General features: G+C 45.2%; 21 protein-coding genes. 18 read left to right on the forward strand and 3 right to left on the reverse strand.

What is annotated here, in order from left to right; all coding sequences use genetic code 11:
- Window positions 1-44: 44 nt before the first annotated feature.
- On the forward strand, window positions 45-3689 hold the full coding sequence (uca, locus tag M0C34_RS08625; protein ID WP_248715219.1) for an urea carboxylase: 3645 nt from the start codon (window positions 45-47) through the stop codon (window positions 3687-3689).
- A complete protein-coding gene (gene atzF / locus M0C34_RS08630; protein ID WP_248715220.1) occupies window positions 3689-5503 on the forward strand; it encodes an allophanate hydrolase in 1815 nt (604 codons plus the stop codon). The genes uca and atzF overlap by 1 nt, the downstream gene beginning before the upstream one ends.
- Window positions 5504-5567: 64 nt before the next feature.
- On the opposite strand, the gene M0C34_RS08635 is transcribed toward atzF, so the two are convergent.
- Window positions 5568-6188, reverse strand: a complete 621-nt coding sequence (locus tag M0C34_RS08635) for a LysE family translocator (RefSeq protein ID WP_248715221.1) — start codon at window positions 6186-6188, stop codon at window positions 5568-5570.
- A gap of 224 nt (window positions 6189-6412) precedes the next feature.
- Between M0C34_RS08635 and M0C34_RS08640 the strand changes: the two genes are divergently transcribed.
- Window positions 6413-7189, forward strand: coding sequence for a fumarylacetoacetate hydrolase family protein (locus M0C34_RS08640; protein ID WP_248715222.1), 777 nt, complete (start codon window positions 6413-6415; stop codon window positions 7187-7189).
- Window positions 7190-7301: 112 nt separating this feature from the next.
- Here the strand turns inward: M0C34_RS08640 and M0C34_RS08645 are convergent, their stop codons facing one another.
- Window positions 7302-7952: a class I SAM-dependent methyltransferase gene (locus M0C34_RS08645; RefSeq protein WP_248715223.1), complete on the reverse strand. Its 651-nt coding sequence runs from the start codon at window positions 7950-7952 to the stop codon at window positions 7302-7304.
- A gap of 411 nt (window positions 7953-8363) precedes the next feature.
- Here M0C34_RS08645 and M0C34_RS08650 point away from each other — a divergent pair, with 411 nt between their 5' ends.
- The 7 genes from M0C34_RS08650 (at window position 8364) to M0C34_RS08680 (ending at window position 14553) form a co-directional block, all read left to right on the forward strand.
- The gene (locus tag M0C34_RS08650; RefSeq protein ID WP_248715224.1) at window positions 8364-9200 is read left to right on the forward strand and encodes a TOBE domain-containing protein; all 837 of its coding nucleotides are present in this window, start codon (window positions 8364-8366) and stop codon (window positions 9198-9200) included.
- Between the two features lie 25 nt (window positions 9201-9225).
- Window positions 9226-9981 (forward strand): molybdate ABC transporter substrate-binding protein, encoded by a 756-nt coding sequence (gene modA, locus M0C34_RS08655; RefSeq protein ID WP_248715225.1) that lies wholly within the window; start codon window positions 9226-9228, stop codon window positions 9979-9981.
- A 95-nt stretch (window positions 9982-10076) separates the two neighbouring features.
- Window positions 10077-10751 carry a molybdate ABC transporter permease subunit gene (modB, locus tag M0C34_RS08660; protein WP_248715226.1) on the forward strand — a complete coding sequence of 225 codons (675 nt, stop codon included), beginning with the start codon at window positions 10077-10079 and terminating at the stop codon, window positions 10749-10751.
- A complete protein-coding gene (modC, locus tag M0C34_RS08665; protein ID WP_248715227.1) occupies window positions 10748-11821 on the forward strand; it encodes a molybdenum ABC transporter ATP-binding protein in 1074 nt (357 codons plus the stop codon). Before modB ends, modC begins: the two co-directional genes overlap by 4 nt.
- Before the next feature lie 398 nt (window positions 11822-12219).
- Window positions 12220-12801: a hypothetical protein gene (locus M0C34_RS08670; RefSeq protein WP_248715228.1), complete on the forward strand. Its 582-nt coding sequence runs from the start codon at window positions 12220-12222 to the stop codon at window positions 12799-12801.
- Between the two features lie 363 nt (window positions 12802-13164).
- On the forward strand, window positions 13165-13641 hold the full coding sequence (locus M0C34_RS08675; protein WP_248715229.1) for a hypothetical protein: 477 nt from the start codon (window positions 13165-13167) through the stop codon (window positions 13639-13641).
- A gap of 483 nt (window positions 13642-14124) precedes the next feature.
- Window positions 14125-14553, forward strand: coding sequence for a GFA family protein (locus tag M0C34_RS08680; RefSeq protein WP_248715230.1), 429 nt, complete (start codon window positions 14125-14127; stop codon window positions 14551-14553).
- Between the two features lie 383 nt (window positions 14554-14936).
- Here the strand turns inward: M0C34_RS08680 and M0C34_RS08685 are convergent, their stop codons facing one another.
- Window positions 14937-16337 (reverse strand): hypothetical protein, encoded by a 1401-nt coding sequence (locus M0C34_RS08685; protein WP_248715231.1) that lies wholly within the window; start codon window positions 16335-16337, stop codon window positions 14937-14939.
- A 492-nt stretch (window positions 16338-16829) separates the two neighbouring features.
- Here M0C34_RS08685 and nifH point away from each other — a divergent pair, with 492 nt between their 5' ends.
- From nifH to M0C34_RS08725, 8 genes are all read left to right on the forward strand, one after another.
- Window positions 16830-17708 (forward strand): nitrogenase iron protein, encoded by an 879-nt coding sequence (nifH, locus tag M0C34_RS08690; protein ID WP_248715232.1) that lies wholly within the window; start codon window positions 16830-16832, stop codon window positions 17706-17708.
- Window positions 17709-17751: 43 nt separating this feature from the next.
- Window positions 17752-19209 (forward strand): nitrogenase molybdenum-iron protein alpha chain, encoded by a 1458-nt coding sequence (gene nifD / locus M0C34_RS08695; protein ID WP_248715233.1) that lies wholly within the window; start codon window positions 17752-17754, stop codon window positions 19207-19209.
- Window positions 19210-19300: 91 nt separating this feature from the next.
- Window positions 19301-20872, forward strand: a complete 1572-nt coding sequence (nifK, locus tag M0C34_RS08700; protein WP_248715234.1) for a nitrogenase molybdenum-iron protein subunit beta — start codon at window positions 19301-19303, stop codon at window positions 20870-20872.
- 68 nt (window positions 20873-20940) lie between these two features.
- Window positions 20941-21153, forward strand: a complete 213-nt coding sequence (nifT, locus tag M0C34_RS08705) for a putative nitrogen fixation protein NifT (protein WP_248715235.1) — start codon at window positions 20941-20943, stop codon at window positions 21151-21153.
- A gap of 47 nt (window positions 21154-21200) precedes the next feature.
- On the forward strand, window positions 21201-21902 hold the full coding sequence (locus tag M0C34_RS08710; protein ID WP_248715236.1) for a dinitrogenase iron-molybdenum cofactor biosynthesis protein: 702 nt from the start codon (window positions 21201-21203) through the stop codon (window positions 21900-21902).
- Window positions 21890-22318 carry a hypothetical protein gene (locus M0C34_RS08715; protein WP_248715237.1) on the forward strand — a complete coding sequence of 143 codons (429 nt, stop codon included), beginning with the start codon at window positions 21890-21892 and terminating at the stop codon, window positions 22316-22318. Before M0C34_RS08710 ends, M0C34_RS08715 begins: the two co-directional genes overlap by 13 nt.
- 126 nt (window positions 22319-22444) lie before the next feature.
- The gene (locus M0C34_RS08720) at window positions 22445-23395 is read left to right on the forward strand and encodes a homocysteine S-methyltransferase family protein (protein ID WP_248715238.1); all 951 of its coding nucleotides are present in this window, start codon (window positions 22445-22447) and stop codon (window positions 23393-23395) included.
- A 64-nt stretch (window positions 23396-23459) separates the two neighbouring features.
- Window positions 23460-24287 (forward strand): phosphotransferase family protein, encoded by an 828-nt coding sequence (locus M0C34_RS08725; RefSeq protein WP_248715239.1) that lies wholly within the window; start codon window positions 23460-23462, stop codon window positions 24285-24287.
- The last annotated feature ends 308 nt before the right edge of the window (window positions 24288-24595 follow it).

A 24595-nucleotide genomic window follows, 5' to 3' on the forward strand; every position in this document is an offset into this window, starting at 1 on the left:
CCTTGTTAATTAGCCGGGACGACCCGAAGTTCTCAGGTGAAATTATGTTCGAAAAAGTATTGATAGCCAACCGTGGCGCGATTGCTTGTCGGATCATTCGAACCCTTAATAAAATGGGTATCGCCAGCGTTGCTATATACAGTGAAGCAGACGCAGACAGCTTACATATCAGCCAAGCAACCGAGGCCTATAGCCTAGGTGAAGGTGGCGCCAGTCAAACCTATTTAGACACCGACAAAATCTTTGATATCGCTAAACGTAGTGGTGCTCAAGCTATTCATCCGGGCTACGGCTTTTTAAGTGAAAACCAGCAATTTGTGCAGCAATGTGAGCAGCACGGTTTAGTATTTTTAGGCCCCACCGCCGAGCAAATGAACGCCTTTGGGCTGAAACACCGGGCGCGTGAGTTAGCCGAGCAGGCGCAAGTGCCTCTGCTACCAGGCAGTGGATTATTAGATAATAGCCAGCAAGCCTTAGAAGAAGCCGAAGGTTTGGGCTATCCGGTGATGTTAAAAAGTACCGCTGGCGGCGGCGGGATCGGCATGCAGCGCTGCGATAACCCAGAGCAGCTAAGCCAAGCGTTTGATAGCGTGAAGCGACTTAGCGAAAACAACTTTAGTAATGCCGGCTTATTTCTTGAAAAGTTTATTACTCAGGCTCGCCATATCGAAGTACAAGTATTTGGCAACGGCGAGGGAGAGATCATTACCCTTGGCGAGCGAGATTGTTCAGCGCAACGTCGCAACCAGAAGGTGATAGAAGAAACCCCAGCACCTAATCTTAGTGCTGCTTTACGTAGCCAAATACAACAAACGGCCAAGCAGTTAACCAGCAGTATTCATTACCGCAGTGCTGGCACCGTAGAGTTTGTTTTTGACCAAAAAACACAATCGTTTTATTTTCTTGAAGTGAACACTCGTCTACAGGTTGAGCACGGTGTGACTGAACTGATATATGGTGTCGATTTAGTCGAGTGGATGGTAGAGCTAGGCTACGCTCAATTTACCCAGCAAAGTGTTAGCTTAGACCAGCGAGCAGCTAATCTCAGCCCCAAAGGGCACGCTATTCAAGTGCGTTTATATGCCGAAGACCCTAACAAAGATTTTCAACCTAACGCGGGTTTACTTAGCCATGTAGCTTGGCCAAACCCTGCGCACTTGCTTAACAGTGACTTTCAGCAGTTACGGATTGACCATTGGATAGAAAGTGGCGTTGAAATATCGCCATTTTTTGACCCAATGTTAGCCAAGTTGCAGTTTTTAGCCGAAGATCGTGACACCGCCATTAGTGGTTTGTTAGCCAGTTTAGAGGCCAGCGAAGTCTATGGCATCGAGCATAACCTTGCTTATTTAAAGCAGCTGTTGACCCTGCCAAGTCTGATTAGCGGTGAGCTGCTTACCAGCAGCCTTAATCAGTTTTCTTATCAAGCCGCGAGCGTGGATGTGCTGGCTCCCGGTACTCAAACGACTATTCAAGATTACCCCGCCCGAATGGGCTATTGGGATATTGGCGTGCCCCCATCTGGGCCAATGGATGCGCTTAGCTTTCAATTAGTTAATCAGTTATTAGGCAATAAAGCACAGGCCGCCGGTTTAGAAATTACCTTGCAAGGGCCCAGTTTGCGTTTCAACCAAACTTGCTTAATTGCCGTTGGCGGTGCCGATATCGAGATCTTTGTTGATAATACCGCCAAAGAGATGTGGCAAGTGATTAAAGTGGACGCCGGCCAAACAGTACGTTTAGGTAAAGTGCTAGATCATGGCGCTCGTGCTTATATGGCGGTAAGTGGTGGCATTCAATGTCCTGATTATTTGGGCAGTAAATCCACCTTCACCCTGGGTCAATTTGGTGGGCACGCTGGCAGAGCACTGCGCAGCGGTGATGTATTGCAACTGGATCCGCTTGCTGCTTACACGCCTACCGACGAGTTTATTGTTGGCCGCGCGTTAACCACTACACCTGTCATCAATAAAGACTGGACTATTCATGTTATTTACGGCCCACACGGTGCCCCTGACTTTTTTACTGATGACGACATTCAACAGTTTTTTTCGGCAAATTGGCAAGTGCATTTCAACTCTAGCCGCACCGGGGTAAGGTTAATTGGCCCTAAACCCGATTGGGCCCGAACCGACGGCGGCGAAGCCGGTTTGCATCCCTCGAATATTCATGACAATGCCTATGCGGTTGGCACCATTGATTTTACCGGTGACATGCCAGTGATTTTAGGGCCAGACGGACCCAGCCTAGGCGGCTTTGTTTGCCCAGCTACCATCATTAAAGCTGACCTGTGGAAAATGGGGCAATTAAAAGCGGGTGACAGCATTCGCTTTGTGCCTGTTAGCATTGCCCAAGCTGAGGTAGCCGAACGCGAACAAAATAGCCTGTTATCTCAAGGGGCGGTAAAAGCCCTACAATTAGAAGCGGCGCCGTTATCTAGCCCAATCATTAAAACCTTAGCGGCCGAAAAATATGGTGAAAAAGTAGTTTACCGGCCGGCAGGTGAAGATTACCTGTTGGTAGAATATGGCCCACAACGATTAGACATAGCGCTACGTTTTCGGGTGCATGCGCTAATGCTTCGCTTACAAGGCATGGCGATAAATGGCATTGAAGAGCTCACCCCTGGTATTCGCTCCTTGCAAATTCACTACGATAATTTGCAACTGCCATTGGCAGACCTGCTTGAGACTCTTGAGCAAGCCGAAGCAACACTAGGCGATATTAACCAACTCACTGTGCCAGCAAGGGTGGTGCATTTACCCTTGTCTTGGGATGACGAAGCTACCCGCCTAGCCATTCAAAAGTACAACGATGTGGTTCGTAAAGATGCCCCTTGGTGTCCCGATAACATTGAGTTTATTCGTCGAATTAACGGCTTAGATTCGATCGAGCAAGTTAAAGAGATAGTCTTTAATGCCAATTACTTGGTCATGGGCTTGGGGGATGTTTACTTGGGAGCGCCAGTGGCTACACCCATTGACCCACGCCATCGCTTAGTGACCACTAAGTACAATCCGGCACGAACTTGGACCCCCGAAAATGCAGTGGGCATTGGTGGTGCTTATCTATGCGTTTACGGTATGGAAGGCCCAGGCGGGTATCAATTTGTGGGTCGCACCTTGCAAATGTGGAATCGCTACCGACAAACCGAAGAATTTAGCAAACCTTGGTTATTACGCTTTTTTGACCAGATAAAATTTTACCCCGTCAGCGCAGATGAATTAAAACAAATTCGCAAAGACTTCCCGCGTGGTGATTACCCCTTAAAAATTGAAAACACCGAATTTAGTCTACATGGTTACCAGCAACTACTTGAGCAGCAACAAGACAGCATTCAGCAGTTTAAACAAGTGCAGCAACAGGCCTTTGAAGCCGAGCGTCAACGTTGGGAAGAAACCGGCCAAGCGCACTTTGCCAGTGAAGTGGTCGAGCAAACGCAACACCAAGAAAACCAGCTAACAGACAACCAAGTGGCTATCGATAGCCATGTAGCCGGTAATCTTTGGCAAGTGATGGTAGAGCCCGGCCAGCAAGTAAAAAGTGGCCAAGTAGTCGCGGTATTAGAAGCAATGAAAATGGAACTAGAGGTATTGGCGCCGCAGAGTGGCACCATAACCCAACTTAACTTAAGCCAAGGCTCGCAGGTTCAAGCTGGGCAACGTTTAATGGTCATGGAGGCTTTATAATGGAACAAACCTATACAATCGAGCAGCTACGCGCAGCGTATACTGAACAACAATTTAGCCCCGCTGACTACCTCAAGCAGCAGCTTAGTATGGCCAGAGCCGACAGTCATAACTGTTGGTTATCGTTAATTAGCGACAGCCAGCTAGACAGCTATTTAGCGGGCTTAGCCAGTCAAGATATCAACGACTTACCCTTATATGGTGTGCCGTTTGCGGTAAAAGACAATATTGATGTTGCCGGTTTAAATACGACGGCAGGCTGTAAAGAATATAGCTACCAACCAGAGCAAAATGCCTTCGTGGTTGACATGTTGATCAAGGCGGGGGCAGTGCCTTTAGGTAAAACTAACCTTGACCAATTTGCTACCGGTTTATCGGGCACTCGCAGCCCTTGGGGGCCAGTTACCAATAGCTTTGACCCCGACTATATCTCTGGTGGATCTAGTTCAGGTAGTGCTGTATCCGTTGCCACTGGGCAAGTTTGTTTCTCATTAGGTACCGATACTGCCGGTTCGGGGCGCGTACCCGCGGCACTCAATAATATCTTAGGCTTAAAGGCAACGAAGGGTTTGGTGAGCTGTAGTGGGGTGGTGCCTGCTTGCAAAAGTCTAGATTGCGTGACCATTTTTGCTCACACTAGCGATGACCTAAATGTGCTGTTAGAGGTAGCGGGGCAATACGACAGCAGTGATTGTTATGCTCGCCAAAACCGCGATAGCAATCATGCAGGTTTGTACCTAGCCGCTAAAGAGTTAACCGGCTACAAAATAGCAGTGCCACAAGCCGAGCAATTAGAGTTTTTTGGTAACCAAGATACCCAACATTTATTTGCTGAGAGCTTAAATAAACTGCAACAATTAGGCGCAGAGCTGGTAGAAATTGATTTTGAACCGTTTTTAACGGCTGCCAAGCTGCTCTATGAAGGCCCTTGGGTTGCCGAGCGTTATGCGGCGATTGAATCATTTATGGAGCAAGACCCCAGCCGTTGCCTACCGGTTATTCAAACCATTATTGGTGGAGCGAAAAGCGTGACCGGGGTAGAGGCCTTTAAGGCCTTTTATAAGCTGCAAGCCTATAAAAATATTTGTGACCCTATTGTTGAACAGTTTGATGCCATTGTTACACCGACAGCGGGTAGCACTTACACCATTGCGCAACTAAACGCCGACCCTATTCAGCTCAATTCGAATATGGGGTATTACACTAACTTTATGAACTTATTAGATTACAGCGCCATCTCTGTACCTGCTGGCTTTCAAGCCTCAGGTTTACCTTTTGGTATCACCTTGTTTAGCCAAGCTTATGCAGACCGTAAATTATTGAGCATGGCGGCCTTAATTCAACAAAGCAATGGTTATGCCTTAGGTGCTACTAAGCAAGCGTTGCCGCAGTTAAAAGCGGTAGATACAACGCAATATACTCGCCAAGATAGCCTGCAAATAGTGGTGTGTGGTGCGCACCTCTCAGGTTTAGCGTTAAACCATCAATTATTAGAACGAGAAGCAACATTAATTAAGACCAGCACTACCTCTAAAAATTATCGGTTTTATGCACTCGCAGGTGGGCCACCGGCTAGGCCTGGCTTGATCCGTGATGAAGAGAATGGCGAACAAATCGCGGTTGAAGTATGGAGTATACCCACTAAACATGTGGGCAGTTTTTTACAAGGTATCCCTCAGCCCCTTGGGCTTGGCAAAGTAGAGCTTGCCGATGGCCAATGGCTAACCAGTTTTATCTGTGAAGGCTATGCCATTAGCGGTGCCACAGATATTACCCATTTGGCCAGTTGGCGGGCATATCTAGACAGCCTGTAAGTTACTTGCTACTCACCCTAAAAAACCAGCCTTAGCTGGTTTTTTGTTAGATTAATGGGTGAGATTAGCTAGAGATTAACCAAGCGCCTACGCCAATCATTAAGCTACCCGAAATACGGTTGAGTAAACGCACGTTACCACTTTTGTTCAAAAATACCCGCAGCGTTTTACCGCCCGTGGCATACAGTGTCATACAGACAAACTCAGATACTAAAATGATACTCACCAATAGACTAAGCTGCAGACCAATTGATTGGTCGGCTTGAATAAATGGCGGTAGCAGGGAGATCATAAACGCCCAACCTTTTGGGTTGGCAATAGCGGTAACAAAGCCTTGAATGGCTAATTGCCAACGGTTAACTTGTACCTGTTCAGCAATTTTATCCGGTATGGCCATTTTGCCTCTAGAGCGCCACATCTGAATACCTAGATAAGCGAGGTAGGCGCCACCCATCCACTTAAATACAATGAAAATATCTGGGTAGCGAAGCATTACTGCCGCAACCCCGAGTACAGCGAGAATCGCCACAATGCCCACACCTACCATCTCTCCAAGCATCATCCAAAAAGTACGGCGTAAGCCAATGGTCATGCCCAGGGTCATGGCTAAGGTCATACACATGCCTGGCGTTATCGAAACAAAAAAGAAGGTAGGGATAAATATTAATAGAACAGACAAATCCATGGTGGTTCCATTGGCAATCAGCAAAAAGGTAGTGTACATAGCAAGTGGTTTAGTCAAAAGCTAAAATTAACGTTTTTTATTAGCCTCCTGGTGAGTTTAAGGTGCTTAACAGTAGTGGCCGTTGCTAGCGTGCATTGGGAGGCAGTAACCACAGATAAGTCGTAGTTAAATGGTTGATATCTAGGTATGATATTAATTCCTTACTATATTAGTAGTATTTTATTATGAATAAAGACGTTTGCCTACACGCGGCAGCGGTGTTGCTTAAAAATCGTAATACTAGCTTAAAAGTACCGCGCCTAAAGCCTGAGTTACGACCCAAATCGATAGATGACGCACTTGGTATACAAGCGGCCATGGCTGAATTACGCCAAGATAGCGTAGGCGGTTGGAAGTGTTTATTACCGATTGCTGCAGACAAACTGATAGTGGCACCGATTTTTGCCGATGATATACAAAGTGGTCGCCAGTGTGAGTTAATGGCCGATACAGGTGTTGCCAAGGTAGAGCCTGAAATTGCGTTTGTACTGGCTAAAGATTTACCGGCCCAAACCGATGATTATAGCGAAGCGCAAATTAACGATGCTATTGGTGATTGTCACATGGCATTAGAGCTGATTCAGCGCCGCTTTGCCGATAGCGAACAGGCGAGTTTTTTTGAAGTATTAGCGGATGGATTAGTAAACCAAGGCTTATTTTTAGGCCCCAAGTTAGACAAACAAAAAGCGTTGGCTGCTAGCCTCATCAATTTAAGTATCACTCAGGGTGATGCCACCCAATTATATGACGGTAAACACCCTAATCAAAATCCTGTTAGCCCCATTTATTGGTTAATCAATTACATGTCTAAACGTGGGGTAAGCTTTAGGGCGGGTCAGGCATTAATCACAGGGTCGTATGCAGGGGTGTTAGAGTTAGCGTTTGATTGCCTAAATGACATTGAGTATCAACACTTAGGCGCTTATCAAATTGAATTTATTGCTAAAAAGGTACACCGCTAAGTAGGGTGATGAAAAGGGGTTAACAGTTTGCATGGTTGATAGCGATTTTAGCAGGCGAAAACAGCGTGAGGCTATACAGTTCAGCCCACGCTGGCGGCGCGGGCTGGAGAGCCTAACGTTTAAATTTTAAAATATGGCCTTTAAATTCGTTTTCTAGATAGGCGGTTAGTGTTGGCTTTATATGGTCTGAGCTAAAGCCAAAATCCATCATTTTTTTGCTTATTTTGTTTTTTCTGCCTCGCCCTGGGTCAACCAATATCACCTCACAGTTAGGTTTAGCGTGCGCTTCGATAAAAGATGCAAGCAAATTGATATGTTCGTCTTCATACAGTAAATCACTGCCAATAATTAGGTCAAACTGTCCTAAATCGTCGTTGCTGTCGGCCCAACCGGTTCGTTCATAAGTGATAGGGCTATCTTGGTTTAGGGTGGTATTTCGCAGTAAAAACTTGCCCACTTCAGGGTGGTAGTCGGTAGCCGTAATATCGGCGTGACGTTTGTTAAGCAGCAAGCTAGATAAAGCCATACCACAACCCACTTCCAATATTCGTTTATTCGCTATTTGGTAATCTGAAATGTAATGCGCCAGCACTAAACTTGAGGGATAAATGATGCCAAATATTGGCCATGATGCTGAGGATATACCGAGTTTTTTGGCAATATCGTCGGGATCAGAAAATTGCTGGTTATCTCGTAAAGTACAAAGATGAATATCAGTTTTACCAAATTCTACAGTTTGGTAATTATAACGAAGCGGTGTCATCGAGCTGCCTAATGTTGGCGCTGAGCCAGCTATCTGGCGATAAATGACAAAACGGGAATGAGGCTCAAGGGTACAGTAAGCCCCTTAAATAACAACGGATTTAGTACATTATCTGGCTAAAGCCGATAAATAGCCCCATATAGTTTGAGCAATATGTATATAGCACGCAAGCTGTCTGAGGAGCCAATATAGCCTCGTTATATAGCTGACAATATAACGACAGTTGTTGCCTAAGTAACAAACCCCATTCTTTGGTATTTAATGCAAGCCCCTTATTTTAGCGGCTTCTAGCGTGTTACTGGCTTGGCTCTAGATTTGCAATTGAGTTCATTAAAGCGGTTATTCAGTAAGCCTTGCTAATAGTAGCGGGGCAAATAGCTGACCAAGCGGCGTTATATAGGACGGTATACAGTGGGTAAAATTAAATCTAGTCATCATACCGCTGCGGGTCATGGCAATATTGCCCGCAGCCAGTTAGCGCCATTTCTTAGTGACCATAGAATAAAGCTGTTAGATGCCATTCATCAGCATGGTTCTTTAAGTGCGGCAGCACGTGCATTGCCAATGTCTTATAAGGCGGCTTGGGACGCTTTAGATGCCATGAACAACTTAGCTGATCAGCCGCTAGTGGTTAAACACAGTGGCGGTAAACAGGGTGGGGGGACTAGCCTAACCCGCTATGCCTTGCGTTTAGTCGCGTTGTATAAAGCTTTAGACCAAGAATACCAACAAGCCTATCAGCAGCTAGAACCCAAGTTACACGCCCCCCTTAGTGAAGACGATTTACACGTTGCCCAATATCGCCAATTGCTGCGCCGAATGAGCGTGCGCAGCAGTGCCCGAAACCAACTCGCTGGCACAGTGGTAGCGATTAGTTTAGGCGCGGTAAACAGCCTAGTGAAGGTAGAAGTTTCAGAAGGGGTAATTATCGTGGCAATGATTAGTTGTGAGTCTTTAAGCCCCTTATCTATAGCGGTTGGTAGTCAGGTTTTGTGTTTGATAAAAGCCTCTCATATGATGGTTCAACCGCCCAATCAACATCAACTATTCACCAATAACCAATTATTAGCAAAGGTAGCGCGGATCACTAAAGGCGCGGTATGTGACGACATCAGCATGACGATTGCCGGACAGAAAACGCTGGCAGCGGTGGTGCCTTGCGAAACCGTAGCAAGCTTAGCCTTAGCAGAATCGAGCCAGGTTACTGTTAGCTTTTCGGCTTCTTCAGTGATTGTTTGTTGTTATTAACAGTGACCCCAAGGAGTGGTTAAGCATGCATAGTCAATACTCATTGTTACTGCTAATTCTGTGGCTAATAATACCCAGCCAAGCCTTGGCCGAAGAGTTACGCGTTGCCGTGGCTGCTAACTTTTATAAACCCTTACTGGCCATAGCGGCGCAATTTGAAAAAGAGACTGGTCATAGCATTCAGCTTTCGGCGGGATCTACCGGCAAATTGTATGCGCAAATCATTAATGGTGCGCCGTTTGAGGTGTTTATAGCGGCCGACAATACCCGCCCCGGCAAGCTGGTGGCTGCCGGATTAGCGCTGGCTGATAGTCAATTTACTTATGCTCAAGGCAAGCTGGTGCTGTGGTCTGCCAACACACAGCTTATCGCGCAAAGCCCTAAGGTACTCACTAAGGCACAGATACAACATGTAGCCATTGCCAACCCTAAAATTTCGCCCTACGGCGCCGCCGCTATAGCGGTGCTTAAGCAGCTTGGTTGTTACTCAACATTGGCTAACAAACTGGTAGAAGGGCAGTCGGTGAGCCAAACATTTCAACAGCTTAGCTCGGGCGCGGCAACCTTGGGTTTTATTGCTCTGTCGCAAGTATATAGCGAGCAAACTATCTCACGCGGTTCGGCGTGGGTTGTACCAAGCCACTATTACCCAGCTATTTTGCAAGATGCGGTGTTACTTAAGGTGGCTGAGCATAAGCCCGTGGCGCGTGAATTTTTAGCCTATCTGCAGTCGCCCAGCGTGGTCGCGCTGATCCGCGCTTATGGTTATGCGGTGCACTGAGGCTAGAAAAAGATCAAACGAGTTGTCGCTAAGCACATGGTGGATGGGTAAATCGCTAAATATAGGTATAGCTGTGGCGTAACAAGGAGAGGTAAATGCCCGATTTAATGGTGGTTTGGTTAACCTTAAAACTGGCGGTGGTTGTCACCACTGTACTGCTATTTATCGCCACGCCTTTAGCGTGGTGGATGTCGCAAACGAGATCGGCATTTAAACCGCTGGTAGGTGCCATATTTGCATTGCCACTGGTATTGCCGCCCACGGTGTTGGGCTTTTACTTGTTGTTATTACTAGGGCCCAATGGCGCAGTAGGGCGCTTATCAGACAGTGTTGGGTTTGGACATTTACCCTTTACGTTTAGCGGCATTGTGATTGCCTGTGTGGTGCATACCTTGCCGTTTGTGGTTCAACCCATGCAAAACGCCTTTGAGGCAATGGGTAAACGACCTTTAGAAGTGGCCTCTACATTACGCGCTAGCCCCTTAGTGGTGTTTTGGCAGGTGGCTTTTCCATTAGCGAGGCCCGGTTTTTTTGCCGCTGCCATTCTTGGTTTTTGTCACACCATTGGCGAGTTTGGTGTAGTGCTAATGATAGGTGGCAACATTGCCGGTCAAACCAGAGTGATGTCGATAGAAATTTATAACCATGTAGAAGCCTTAGAATACAGCCAAGCGCATTGGCTAGCTGGCGCCATGCTGGTGTTTTCATTTATCGCCTTACTGCTTATTTACAGCTTGAACGATTTAGCCAGAAGAAGGGTAATGGCATGAGCATACAGCTAAATTTGCAGGCAAATAGAGGTGATTTTTGCCTCGATGTTAACATCAACATACCTTGTCGAGGCGTTACCATGTTGTTTGGGCCTTCGGGCTCGGGTAAAACGACTTGCTTACGGGCCATGGCGGGGCTAGAGCGCTTAGCCAATAGTTATGTGTCAATCAATGGTGACGTTTGGCAAGACGAACCCCACCACATATGGCGCCCTAGCCACCAACGAGACATTGGCTATGTATTTCAAGAGGCCAGTTTGTTTTCACATTTAAATGTAAAACAAAACCTGTTGTTTGGATACCGCCGTATAGCGGCTAATAAACGCAAAGTGACACCAGAAGAAACCTGTCAATTGTTAGGGATCACCGGCTTATTATCACGCAATACAGCCTCTTTGTCGGGCGGCGAACGGCAACGCGTCGCCATTGCTAGAGCGTTGCTGACCTCTCCCAAACTGCTATTGATGGACGAACCCTTATCGGCCTTAGATCTTAAGTTAAAACAAGAAATCATGCCCTATTTAGAGCGCTTGCATCAGCACTTGTCTATTCCCGTTGTGTACGTAAGCCATGCCCTAGAAGAGGTCGCCAGTTTGGCAGATTATGTGGTGATGCTTAATCAAGGAAAGGTGGCGCTGGCGGGCAAGCTTAATGAGCTAATGTTAGACAAACGCGCCGGGCTGTTGTTTGGTGGGCAAGCTAACACCCTACTAACAGGGCAAGTGGTCGCTAAAGACAGGCTTGGTTTATCTACCTTACGTGTACAAGGCTTATTGATTTATGTCGCGGGGCAACATTGGCGCATAGGGGAAACCGTGCGCTGCAGAGTGAACGCTCGCGATGTTAGCCTGTGTAACACTAAACCTGACCTTAGCTCAATAGTTAATGTGCTGCCAGCCATGGTGCAAAGCATTGATAAAGGGCTAAAAGACGGCGAATGCTTAGTGACATCGCGCTTAGCGTCAGGGCAATTGTTACAGGCACTTATCTCAGAATACTCCACTGCCTTGCTGGCATTAAAATGTGGCCAAAGCGTATGGTTACAGCTTAAATCGGTAGCCATCATCTAGCATTTATTTACTCAAGCCATGTTGGCAAACGACAAGGCATGTTGCTTTTGGCTAAGCAGGTGGCGGTTTTTTAACACGCTTTGGCAAGGCCTTCAGGTAGAAAACACATCGAGAAATTACCATTTAGGCTTTGCGCACGTTTTAGCGGTATGAATATGAAGCGGTGCGGCTTTTTTACGCTGCTTTTGTCAAAACTGCCAACAAAATTTGAACACTCACTATTGATAAAATTAAAAGAAAACCTCAAAGTAGACAATAAGTTAAAGAGAGAGCATGAATAGCCGGGCGACTTTGCGCTAGCTCACACTTTCTGTGATAGGAAGCGTGCTCATTGAATCGGATGGGAGGCACGTGCTTCCTACTTAGCGTTATGTTTGTAGTCAAATTTGGTGCATTCAATGGATGATGTGAAATACTTGAAAATCATGGATAAAGATAAGGAAATTGGCAAAATCCCTGATTCAGGTGATCCTGTAGAAAATGCTAAGAGATATACTCAATTTTTAAAAGACAAAAACTTGTATGTTGAATTTAGTCAATCAACACTAATGTTTAAACAAGCAAGAGCTTTTGCAAAAATAGCTAGGGATATACATTCAAAAAGTTTACTCAAACCTCCCTTTAGCCAAGAAGCTTCGGCACCATTTGTTGTTAATTCAGCTTTTGCTTGTGAAATGTATTTAAAAACACTCCAAAACATCTATGGCAAAGCCGAAGAAATTCATAGCTTAAGCTCTCTGTTTAAACACTTGCCAAATAAACTCAAAGACAAAATCAATAAATTAACCAAAGAGAAGAGTGTTGAATTTCAAATTCAAAGTAAAACACTTTTTAAAGACCATATAAAAACTATTTCGAATGCTTTTGTTGATTGGCGATATATTTATGAACAAGAGAGCGCAACGGTAAATATAAGCGTAATATTATTAATACTAACGGTACTGGATACGCTTGCATGTAGTGAAGTAAAACAAACATAACAGATAAGAATTGGTGTCGCGCAGCCGACACCTTATTCGGGTGTTGAACAAGCCCGATGCAAAAAGCCCTGCGTCATAAACCACACAAAGATGACTAGCCAAGCCTTTGTGTTTTTTGATAAGTTTGTTGATAGAGCGAGTGTGGGTGGGGATGGTGCCATGGAACACAGGCTCATCTCTCGAATTATCAACACAATAAGCGACATCTGTGGTTTCTTGGTGAACGTCTGGTCCTATGAAAAACCTGCTAGATGTAGACATGTCGATCTGCTGTTCTGCTATGACTTGCATCTAACAGTGAGGTTCTAGTTTGACCAACCCACGATAAACGCAAGAGGTCGACACTTTCACCAGGGGAGCATTATGTCTAGCTATATAAGGAGATTGGCGTTGACTAGATACTTATATTTATCAATCATTGTCTTATTATTTGGGTGTGGTGCTTTGCCAACCACAAACCCTGTAATATCTGAAGAGAAAGTCGTCGTGACTACAGAAGACGAATCGAAAACGATCACGCTTAATGAACCTCAAGTATGGTTTGATGGCTACCAAAAAAACTCAGGTGTTATGCTTCCAAAAGGAACTTATCAACTTGAAGCACAAGATGCAGATTATTTATATTTCCGCGCACCATTAGATATAGAGTTTCGTTCATTAAATGAAACTCCTCAAACTCAGGAATTCGTTAAAGGTGGGATTGCCATTGCTAAAAATAGTCTTAATATCATTCCTGCTTGCATATATAAGTCCATCCAAAACGATAAAAAAGTGCTCAGCTGGAAACTCGGCAACCACTTCCTTCGTATGGAAGATGGTCAATGGAAAAAAGATTATTAAAGTGTTCAAATACATCTAATAGATAAGAATAGGTGTCGCGCAGCCGACGCCTTACTCGGGTGTTGAACAAGCCCGATGCGCCCTATCGTCCATAGTTAACCACGGTGCCAATGCTGTTGGTTTGGTGGGCGATAAGTGTTGCAGCAACAGCAGCCCAATCTAAAAAGCCCTGCGTCATAAACTACACAAAGATGACTAGCCAAGCCTTTGTAATTTTTGATACGTTTGTTGATAGAACGAATGTGGATGGGAATGGTGCCATGAAATACAAGCTCATCTCTCGAATTATCAACTCAATAGGGGACATCTGAGGTTTCTTGGTGAACGTCTAGTGCTATGAAAACCCTGCTAGATGTCGATCTGCTGTTCTGTTATGACTTTGCATCTAACAGTGTGGCGCTAGTTTAACTAAGCCACGATAAACGCAGGAGGTCGACACTTTCACCGGGGAGCATTATGTCTATATGCATATGAGGTTTTTCGATGAAATATACCTATTCTGGAACGTGTAAATGTGGAGAAGTTACTGTTTCAATTGAGCTTCCTTATAAAATTAGCAAATATAGTCCTAGGACATGTGATTGTGATTATTGTATTGCAAATAATGTTTCATATATTTCAGATCCGGCGGGTAGTCTGAAGATTGTGAGTGCAGCTCCCCTTAAAATAACCAAACAGGGAGCCGAGTTAGCAGACTTTTTATGCTGTTCAAGTTGTGATGTTTTAATTTCTGTCGTTTATAATTTCCAAGCAGGTATTAAAGGTGCTGTAAATGTATCTGTGCTGGATGATTTAGACCATCTTAAAGAAGGTATAAGAGTTTCGCCTAAGCTACTAGAACCCTCTGAGAAACTTAAGCGCTGGGAAAGTATGTGGCTAAGCATCAGTGTTGAAGAATTAGCTCGCATATAAGCAATACATTTATACGAAAAAAAGTCAGTGAACTTTAAAAAGATGTTGTCGTTGATTCCTATTATAAACAAAGAGCAATTCGACACCTTATTGGGGTGTTGAACAAGCCCGATGTGCCTTTATATAGTAAATAACGGTGTAGATATTGGCGGGGCCAAAGCCTTGTTACTGTTAACAAGGGGAGACTGGCTGAACGGCGCTAAGCCCTGCCATTATCCTTATGCCGTTCGCCGTTCGCCGTTCGGCTAGCTCGTTCGACTAAGGCCGGTGCAGTGCCTGGAGGGGTGGTAACAAGGAGCCATTGGCCGATTCTATACCTAAAATAACAAGGGACATCCCACTATTTCCCCCGATATACCTTTAGTCATTATCAAAAATAGCGATCAAATGCTGCCACTAGACTGAAGCCTAGATAGCATTTCACTTTTGCCTTCCCAAACCTTTATCTCCCAAGGCTCGGCTATAGTGATGACACCGCCTTTGACCTGCGACGGAACAACATGATCGGGCAAAACGGTGACCCTATACCGATCCATGCTGCGGGCACCAGATTGGCTTTTTACAAACCAATTCGGGTCTTCAAAAAAATGTTGGGGTTGGGCGTAGCCTTCAGTTTCGCTGCCTACAACATACTGATTGGGTTTTGTAGTTGTATAGATATCAATCACCGTGCGTGTTGGGTCTGCATCAGGTGCGTTGAATACCATGGTTACGAAGTTATGAAAGGTGGCGTCAATTGCAGGAACGAATACAACTGAATGTCCTCCCCCTATGCCGACGGTACTAATAGTATGAGCGTTGTTACCTGGCTCTACCATAAACTGCCTAGCTTCAAAACACATCGCTTTCCAACTATCTATACTTCGCAAATACCAGCGCCCTTTTTGGTCTGGATCTGGCACTAGGTTAATTTCTTGAGGGGTCGTGGCGAATTGCTCTTCCATGACATCTTTACCAGACCAATACATCCCCAGTACGGGTTTAACGTAAGGTGCCGATTGTCCAGGAAGCATGCTTTTCATTGACACAGAGTAGTTCGCATTAGGTCCGTAGGATGGATAGCCGGACATAGCATAGGCAATAAGATCAGGAGCTTCCTCTAGCAGTTTAATATACTGTTCGCGCAAGTTGGCCCGTGTCTGGCTAATCACGCTTTTAGCTTGGGACATCTCTGTCGGTTCAGCCAAAGCATGACGAAGGTATACCAGCCCAGTTCCCTTCATTTGATAGTCTGCCAAGCGACGAAACACTCCTAGACCGATATTGGCCGCGTCATTAATGGTTTGTTGACGCGCCGAAGACCCAAACATTTCCCACTTACTGTTAAACATAGTTTCTGGCAGATTTTTGCCGCCCTCTATAGCCCCATCGTTTCCGACGTACATGTTGTGTACAGCAGTTAAGCGAGTCTCAATTGCTATGGCTTCACTCTCATCGAGCATTTTACGAATTTTGGCGACTTTTACATCATCACTGTCATCTGATGTAATTACGGTGTGGATGCGACGCATATACGTATCCACTTGCGCCTTAAAGTCGGCAATCACATCATCTTTGTGCAACCAGTCCAGCTTGTGATTAATTTGCCGTAATAGCACATCCATTTGATCGAGGCGCGCTTGAATATCTTTTAACTCATCGATCACTTCGTCAAAGCGATCGTGACTAACGCCAATTTCCTCCATCAACATCTCGGTAAATACGCCACCGATTTTACTGCCAAAAGTTGATGCAAGTGATTTTGCCGCTGATACGGCCAGTTGATTAAACAGTTTTTCAGCCATGTATAAAATCCTTTTTCAATTGATATTTAACCTGTTGAGGCAGACCAGGCGACCAAGTTGTGCTTTTTGACCAGCCTTGGTCGTTTTGTTTGATGCACACCACTTGGATAAATCACCATCAAGGCAGTATTGCTGTAAAGAACGAGCCATACCGAACTGGTTTTTCTAAGTTAGTTAATTAGTCTGACTTGGTAAAGCCAAGGGGAAATTTTAAAAAGTCATCGCTGCAACCGATAGTGTACGGCTTAGCGCGGATAGCCCAATCTATGTGATTGCCATAAAACCTTGTTGTACTCGCTCTCAAGCTACACCAATGCGTTTGTTACAAATACGACATTGGCCCTTCATTTGTTGTTTGTGCTTACTACATGTTTTCTGTGGCGCAATAAATAAACTTTAAATAACAATGGCTTATTGTTTTTTGAATGGTTGGCTTGGTATTCGCAATAGTTAACTCGGGAACTATTTATCAAGCTAAAGGAAGAAAATATTATGGCTATTCGTCAATGTGCAATTTACGGAAAAGGTGGTATTGGTAAATCTACTACTACACAAAACTTAGTGGGTGCTTTAGCAGAAGCCGGTAAAAAAGTAATGATTATCGGTTGTGACCCTAAAGCAGATTCAACCCGCTTAATCTTACACGCAAAAGCGCAAAACACCATTATGGAAATGGCCGCTGAAGCGGGGTCGGTTGAAGACATCGAGTTAGAAGATGTACTAAAAGTGGGTTACGGCGGCGTACGTTGTGTTGAGTCTGGCGGTCCTGAGCCAGGTGTAGGTTGTGCGGGTCGTGGTGTAATTACAGCGATTAACTTCTTAGAAGAAGAAGGCGCCTACGAAGAAGACTTAGATTTTGTATTCTACGATGTGTTAGGTGATGTGGTATGTGGTGGTTTTGCCATGCCTATTCGCGAAAACAAAGCTCAAGAGATCTACATCGTAGTGTCTGGTGAAATGATGGCAATGTACGCGGCCAACAACATTTCAAAAGGTATTTGTAAGTACGCAGCAACCGGTAGCGTTCGACTAGCGGGTCTAATTTGTAACTCACGTAAATGTGACCGTGAAGACGAGCTCATTGAAGCGCTAGCCGCCAAAATTGGCACGCAAATGATCCACTTTGTACCTCGCGATAACGTGGTACAGCAAGCTGAAATTCGCCGTATGACAGTTATTGAGTACAACCCTAAATGTAACCAAGCTGATGAATACCGCACGCTAGCCAATAAAATCATCAACAACCAACTATTTGTTGTTCCAACGCCTGTAACCATGGACGAGTTAGAAGAGTTGTTAATGGAATTCGGCATCATGGATGAAGAAGACGAAACCATTATCGGCCAAGTCGCCGAAGAAGTAACCGCTTAGGCGCTTATCAACAGAGATCTTATTGATGCTATAGGAGGCAGCAATGTCAGATAAAAAAGCAGAGACTCAGGCGCTGATTGATGAGGTGCTAGAAGTCTATCCAGAGAAAGCCAAGGCCGATCGTAGAAAGCACTTAGGGGCTAACGATACCGAAGGTGGCAGTTGTATTACCGCTAACCGCAAATCGCTGCCTGGGGTAATGACCGCACGTGGTTGTGCTTACGCGGGGTCAAAAGGGGTAGTGTGGGGACCGATTAAAGATATGGTGCATATCTCTCATGGTCCAGTTGGTTGTGGTCAGTACTCTCGTGCCGGTCGTCGTAACTACTACACCGGCTACACCGGCGTAAACAGCTTCGGTACCATGAACTTTACTTCAGACTTTCAAGAGCGTGACATCGTATTTGGCGGCGATAAAAAGCTGGCCACTATGGTCGACGAAATTGAAATGTTATTCCCATTAGCTAACGGTATTTCGATTCAATCTGAATGTCCGGTAGGTTTGATCGGTGACGACATCGAAGCCGTGGCGAAAACCAAAGGCGCTGAAATTGGCAAAACCATTGTGCCGGTGCGTTGTGAAGGTTTCCGTGGGGTGAGCCAATCACTGGGTCACCACATTGCCAACGATACTTTACGTGATTACGTACTAGATAAATCGGAAGGCAAAGAAGTTGCGACAACCGATTACGATGTCGCCATTATCGGTGATTACAACATTGGTGGTGATGCTTGGTCTTCACGCATTTTGTTGGAAGAAATTGGTTTACGCGTAGTTGCACAGTGGTCTGGTGACGGTACTTTACCTGAACTTGAAAACACTCCTTCGGTAAAACTTAACTTGGTTCACTGTTACCGCTCAATGAACTACATCTGTCGTCACATGGAAGAAAAATATGGTGTGCCATGGATGGAATACAACTTGTTTGGCCCAACTAAGTGTGAAGAGTCTCTTCGTGCTATTGCCGCTAAATTTGATGAGAAAATTCAAGCTAAAGCTGAAGAAGTGATTGCTGGTTACAAAGCCCAATGGCAAGCAGTGGTTGATAAGTATCGTCCACGCCTAGAAGGCAAAAAAGTCATGCTGTATGTGGGGGGCTTACGTCCTCGTCATGTAATCGGAGCCTATGAAGATTTAGGAATGGAAATTGTAGGGGCTGGTTATGAGTTTGGCCATAACGATGACTACAGCAAAACCGTACCTGAAGTGAAAGACGCTACCTTAATTTACGATGACGTAACAGGCTACGAGTTAGAAGCGTTTGCCGACAAACTTAAACCTGATTTGATTGGTGCGGGTGTTAAAGAGAAATACATCTTCCAGAAGATGGGGATCCCTTTCCGTCAAATGCACAGCTGGGATTACTCGGGTCCGTACCATGGCTTTGATGGTTTCGCCATTTTTGCCCGCGACATGGACATGACCTTGAACAACCCTTGTTGGGATAAATTAACGCCACCATGGAAAGCCAAAGCAGATAAAGCTGCCGAAGCGGCCTAAGCGTTCAGTGACACCAGGTTGAGTGCGTTAGCGCTTAGAAAATTAACTCAATTCGTTGTTCACAGAAGAGTGGCGCGAAAGGAGAAGTAAAATGAGTCAATCAGTAGATGATATCAAACCGGGTTACCCCTTGTTTGAACAGCCAGAATACAAGGATATGATGGCCCGTAAACGCGCTGAGCATGAAGAAGGCGCAAGTGACGAAAAAGTGAAAGAAATCTTTGAGTGGACCACCACTGAAGAATACAAAGATCTTAACTTTTCGCGCAAAACATTAACCGTTGATCCGGCTAAAGCTTGTCAGCCTCTTGGCGCGGTATTATGTGGTTTAGGTTTTGAGAAAACCTTACCTTATGTGCACGGTTCTCAAGGCTGTGTAGCCTATTTCAGAACCTATTTTAACCGCCATTTCAAAGAGCCTGTAGCCTGTGTTTCAGATTCTATGACTGAAGATGCAGCGGTATTTGGCGGCCAGAAAAACATGTTTGATGGCTTACAAAACTCACTGGCTTTATACAAGCCAGAGGTTATTGCGGTATCAACCACTTGTATGGCCGAAGTGATTGGCGACGATTTAAATGCCTTCATTGGTAACGCCAAAAAAGACGGCTATATCCCTGAAGATTTACCCACACCGTTTGCTCATACACCAAGTTTTGTGGGCAGCCACGTAACCGGGTGGGATGGCATGTTCGAAGGCTTTGCGAAGTACTTCACGGCCAAAAGCATGGACAATAAAGTCGTCGGCAGCAACGGTAAAATTAACATTGTACCGGGCTTTGAAACCTACCTTGGTAACTACCGTGTTATTCACAAAATGATGCAGCAAATGGACGTTGATTACAGCCTGCTGTGTGACCCATCTGAAGTGTTAGATACACCTGCAGACGGTGAGTACCGCATGTATGCTGGTGGTACGCCAATTGCTAAGATGGAAGATGCGCCTAACGCTATTACAACTATATTGTTGCAACCAGACCAACTGGTTAAAACCAAAAAGTATGTAGAAGGCCAGTGGCAGCACGAGGTTCCCGCGCTAAATATCCCTATGGGATTAGACTGGACCGACGAACTGCTAATTAAAATTTCAGAATTAACCGGTAAAGAGATCCCTGAATCATTAGCTACCGAGCGGGGCCGTTTAGTCGACATGATGACCGACTCTCATACCTGGTTGCATGGGGTGAGCTTTTCTATCTACGGTGATCCTGATTACCTAATGGGCTTAACTAAATTCTTGCAAGAGCTAGGTTGTGAAATTAAACACATCTTATGCAACAACGGCGCTAAGCGCTGGCGTAAGAAAATGGAAGCGCTGATTGCTCAATCACCAACGACTGAAAATGCCGAAATCCATGCCGGTAAAGACTTGTGGCACTTCCGTTCATTGGTATTTACCAATAAGCCAGATTTCATGATTGGTAACTCTTACGGCAAGTTCATTCAGCGTGATACCAAAGCCAAAGGCGACGAGTTTGAAGTACCTTTGATTCGTCTTGGCTTCCCGATCTTTGACCGTCACCATTTACACCGCAATACCACGTTAGGTTACGAAGGCGGCATGTATATGCTAACCACATTAGTGAATGAAGTGTTGGCTAAGCTTGACGACGATACCGGTGAAATGGGTAAAACAGACTACGGCTTTGATTTAGTTCGCTAAAACAATTGTTAACTGTTGTCCAATAAACAAGGCCGAAGCTGTGCTTCGGCCTTACAAGGAATGTGAATATGCCCAATCTAATTATTAGTCGCGAAGCGTCAGGTGCTTTGCAAGCCTATATTGCCAAAAAAGATGTAGAGCTGCCTATTAGCTCTTTACAGTTTGACGAGGCCGAGCAGTGGGGCGGCGATATTGAGTTAAGCGATGGAACAAAATATTACATCGACCCCATTAGCCCTGCGCCAAGTTTGCCAAAAACGGTAAGGGCTCGCAGAGCGTAGTATTCAACCATTTGCTGAATTGACGAGTCGCCAATGAGGAGACAACTATGAGCACAGTAATGAGTGATGACCTTGCCTTACGTGTGGCAATGGCATCTAAAGCCATCCCAGAACTTGCCTTGCAAGATTTTGTAAACTTATTGGTAAAGCAATGTGGCGAGCCATTAAGTGAAAAAAAATTTAGAGCGCTAAGCCCTAAAATTCTGCGTGAATTATTACAAAATCCAACGTTGAACATTGATCGCAGCCACATTAATCAAGTACATGCCATTTTAAGCTCTGCTCAATTAAGCCCCATGCAAGCGCCTAAGCTCCCAGAGTCGCGGTTGTGTTTCACTGGGCCGGTGGTTACGTTGGCGGTAAGTTCAAATAATATGGAGCAAATAGACGGCCACTTTGGTTCATGTTTGCGATTTTTGATTTACCAAGTGAGTGCGGCGGGTTATCAGTTGGTTGAGGTGCGGCCAGTAGCCGAGAATCTTACCGGTGATGCTCGTACAAGCTATCTAATTGAACTGATCAACGATTGCCAGCTTCTTGCAACTTTATCGATTGGTGGGCCAGCCGCTGCGAGGGTAAGCCGCGCCGATATTTTGCCCTTAAAGCAAATGACCCCACAGGCGAGCGAGCTTATTCTAGACCGTTTACAAATTGTCATGCTAGCGCCGCCTCGCTGGTTAGAAAAACTGTTAGAGAGACAAGGCGTACTATCAATTGAGCAACAACAGGAGTGTTTATGTCCAGCGTAACCAGTGAATCCACTAAAAGCTGTGGCTGCAAAGGCGAGCAGGCTGCTCATCAACCCAAACATCCGCATCAATGCCAGTGCAGTAGTGATTCAGCCGAACACTCAAAACATAAAGGTCATTGTGGCTGTAAAGGCGAGAGCCAAGCCAGCGAGGTATTAAGCCAAGCGGTCATTGATACCCTAATTAAACAGTTAGCGGAAGCCGAAAGCTTCGACAAAAAAGTTGAGTGCTTTAAAAAGCATCACCCTCAATTTAGGGTGGTGGTTTGCAGCGAAGATGACATGGCAGAACGTGAGCCTTATGCAAAAGCGGCGACATGCGATATTTTCCTCATCGGTAAAGGGGAAGGGTGCGCCAAACTTACCAATGACCTAGACATGGCGATAGGAGTGGTGCTTGCCACACTAGAAGAATAGCCAACAGAAGGCTCTTTCAATACCGGCTTGTGTTCATAAACATAAACACAAGCCGGCAAATCAACTATCTCGTTAAATACTTCCTATACTTGATGCTTAATCAAAATGATTAATCACGAGGCTTAGATGGCAGGCAGATTTACGTTTCCGAGTTATCAGAAGGGGCGGATCTTTCTTTCTGAGGGCGGCACAGAAACAGAACTGATGTATAAACATGGCTTTGAACTGCCGCATTTTGCAATGTTTCCCTTACTTGATAACCCTGTCGCCTTGGTAACACTTAAAGACATGTTTCGACGCTACTTAGACGTAGTGGCTAAACATAAGATGTGCGCATTGATGGGTGGGTTAGATTATCGCGCCAGCCCTGACTGGGGTGCGTTACTGGGTTATTCAGCCGCAGGCTTGGCTGAGGCTAACTTGAGTTCTATTGCGTTTTTAAGAGAGCTAGCCGCTGAGTATACGTTGGATATTCCAGAAGTATTAATTCAAGGTTTGCTGGGGCCGCGTGCCGATGCCTATAAGCCAAGCCATGATATGTCAGTAAATGAAGCCGAAGACTATCACTCAGTGCAACTAAATACCTTAAAACAAGCCAAGGTTGATTTAGCCCAAGCTATCACATTTAGTAGCGTTACTGAGTCAATTGGTGCGGCTAAAGCGGCGGAAAAGCTTGGGGTTCCACTGGCTATTTCTTTTATCTTAAACAGCAGGGGCAAGCTTCAATCGGGGATCGGTCTGGCCGAAGCCATTGGCTTAATCGATAGCCAAACCCACCAATCGCCAGAGTACTATTCAATCAATTGCTCACATCCGCTTGAGTATCAGCCTGCGTTGGTAGAGGGAGAATGGATCCGCAGGCTTCGCGGCGTAAGGCCTAATGCCTCTAAAATGGATAAAATGTCATTGTGCTCGATTGGCCATCTAGAGTCGGGCGACCCAAAAGAAATTGGCCAGTTATGTGGAGAGCTAGCTAAACGTCATCCGCACATGGATATATGGGGGGGCTGCTGTGGAACATGGAGTGACCATTTAGATGAAATGGCAAAGGGCATTGTGGCGTCGCGCAGCAATTAACTTTGTGTAAAACCAATCATATTGATAACCTTGTTTTTAATTGCCTGTAACCAAAGCACACACCATGATTAATTTAGATGGCCTACAGCAGATAGGCAGCGGCGCTACCGCCGATGTGTATCTCTACCAACAAACCAAAGTCATAAAATTATTTAGCAATAATTACAGCCTAGACGCTGTGAATTATGAAGCGAGTATTGCCAAATCTGTCAGCGCTTCGGCCATTGCTGCTCCCAAATACCATGAAATAGTCAGCATTGGTGACCGAAGCGGGATAGTGTATGACTATGTACCGGGGGAAATACTGATTAATCAATTATTGGCTAAACCCTCTCGGTCAATATCTATCATTAAACGCCTAGCTAGGGCGCAAGCGATGCTTAATGCTAAGTCTATCGACGGCTTGCCCAAGCAAGCCGAGCGGCTTTCTAGCTTGATAAAACGTACTGACCAGATCCCTGAGTATCAGGCACAAATTTTACGCGCGGTTAGCCAGCTCGCTTCAGCTGAACGGGTGTGTCATGGTGATTTTCACGTAGGCAACATTATTAGCCATCAACAGGACTTTATCGTGATTGATTGGATGAATGCCTACTCAGGAAATGCTGAAGGCGACTTATTAAGAACTTATTTAATGCTGATTACCCCTTTTATCCCCTTTGAGATGAACCCATTGAAGAAAGTGGGCTTTATAGCTTATAAGCGGCTTTTAGCCTCCCTCTACCTGAGGGAGTACTTAAAGGAATCGGGAATCAGCAAGCATAGTTTAAGAAAATGGTGGCCGATAATTGCAGCGGCAAGGTTGTCAGATGAGGTACCGAACGAAGCACCGTGGCTAAAGAAGATAATAAAAAAGCACCTCAAGTATCTTAGCGTAACGAATCATCGTTAGTCACTTAGCTGCCGTAAGCCTATCGTTGCTCCTGGCCTCCCATAGCTTTGCTCAACATACTTAGTTAAATAGTATGGAATAGCGCTGTGTATTGTTTTCTCCTTGTTGTGCGCGACCTTAGGTTGAGTGTTTGTTAACCACATGTGTGCTTGTTGTGATCTTGTCGCGGTGTATTTGCAAGCTGGCGCACACTTACAGTAATGTATAAATTTTGTACAGCTTGTTGCTCTGTTGATAGCGATTTCCTTACCTATAGTGTTCAAAGACAATAGGGTTATTTAGTAAGCAATTAACTGTTTTTCTTTGCA

The sequence above is a fragment of the Agarivorans sp. TSD2052 genome (assembly GCF_023238625.1).
GTDB lineage: Bacteria > Pseudomonadota > Gammaproteobacteria > Enterobacterales > Celerinatantimonadaceae > Agarivorans.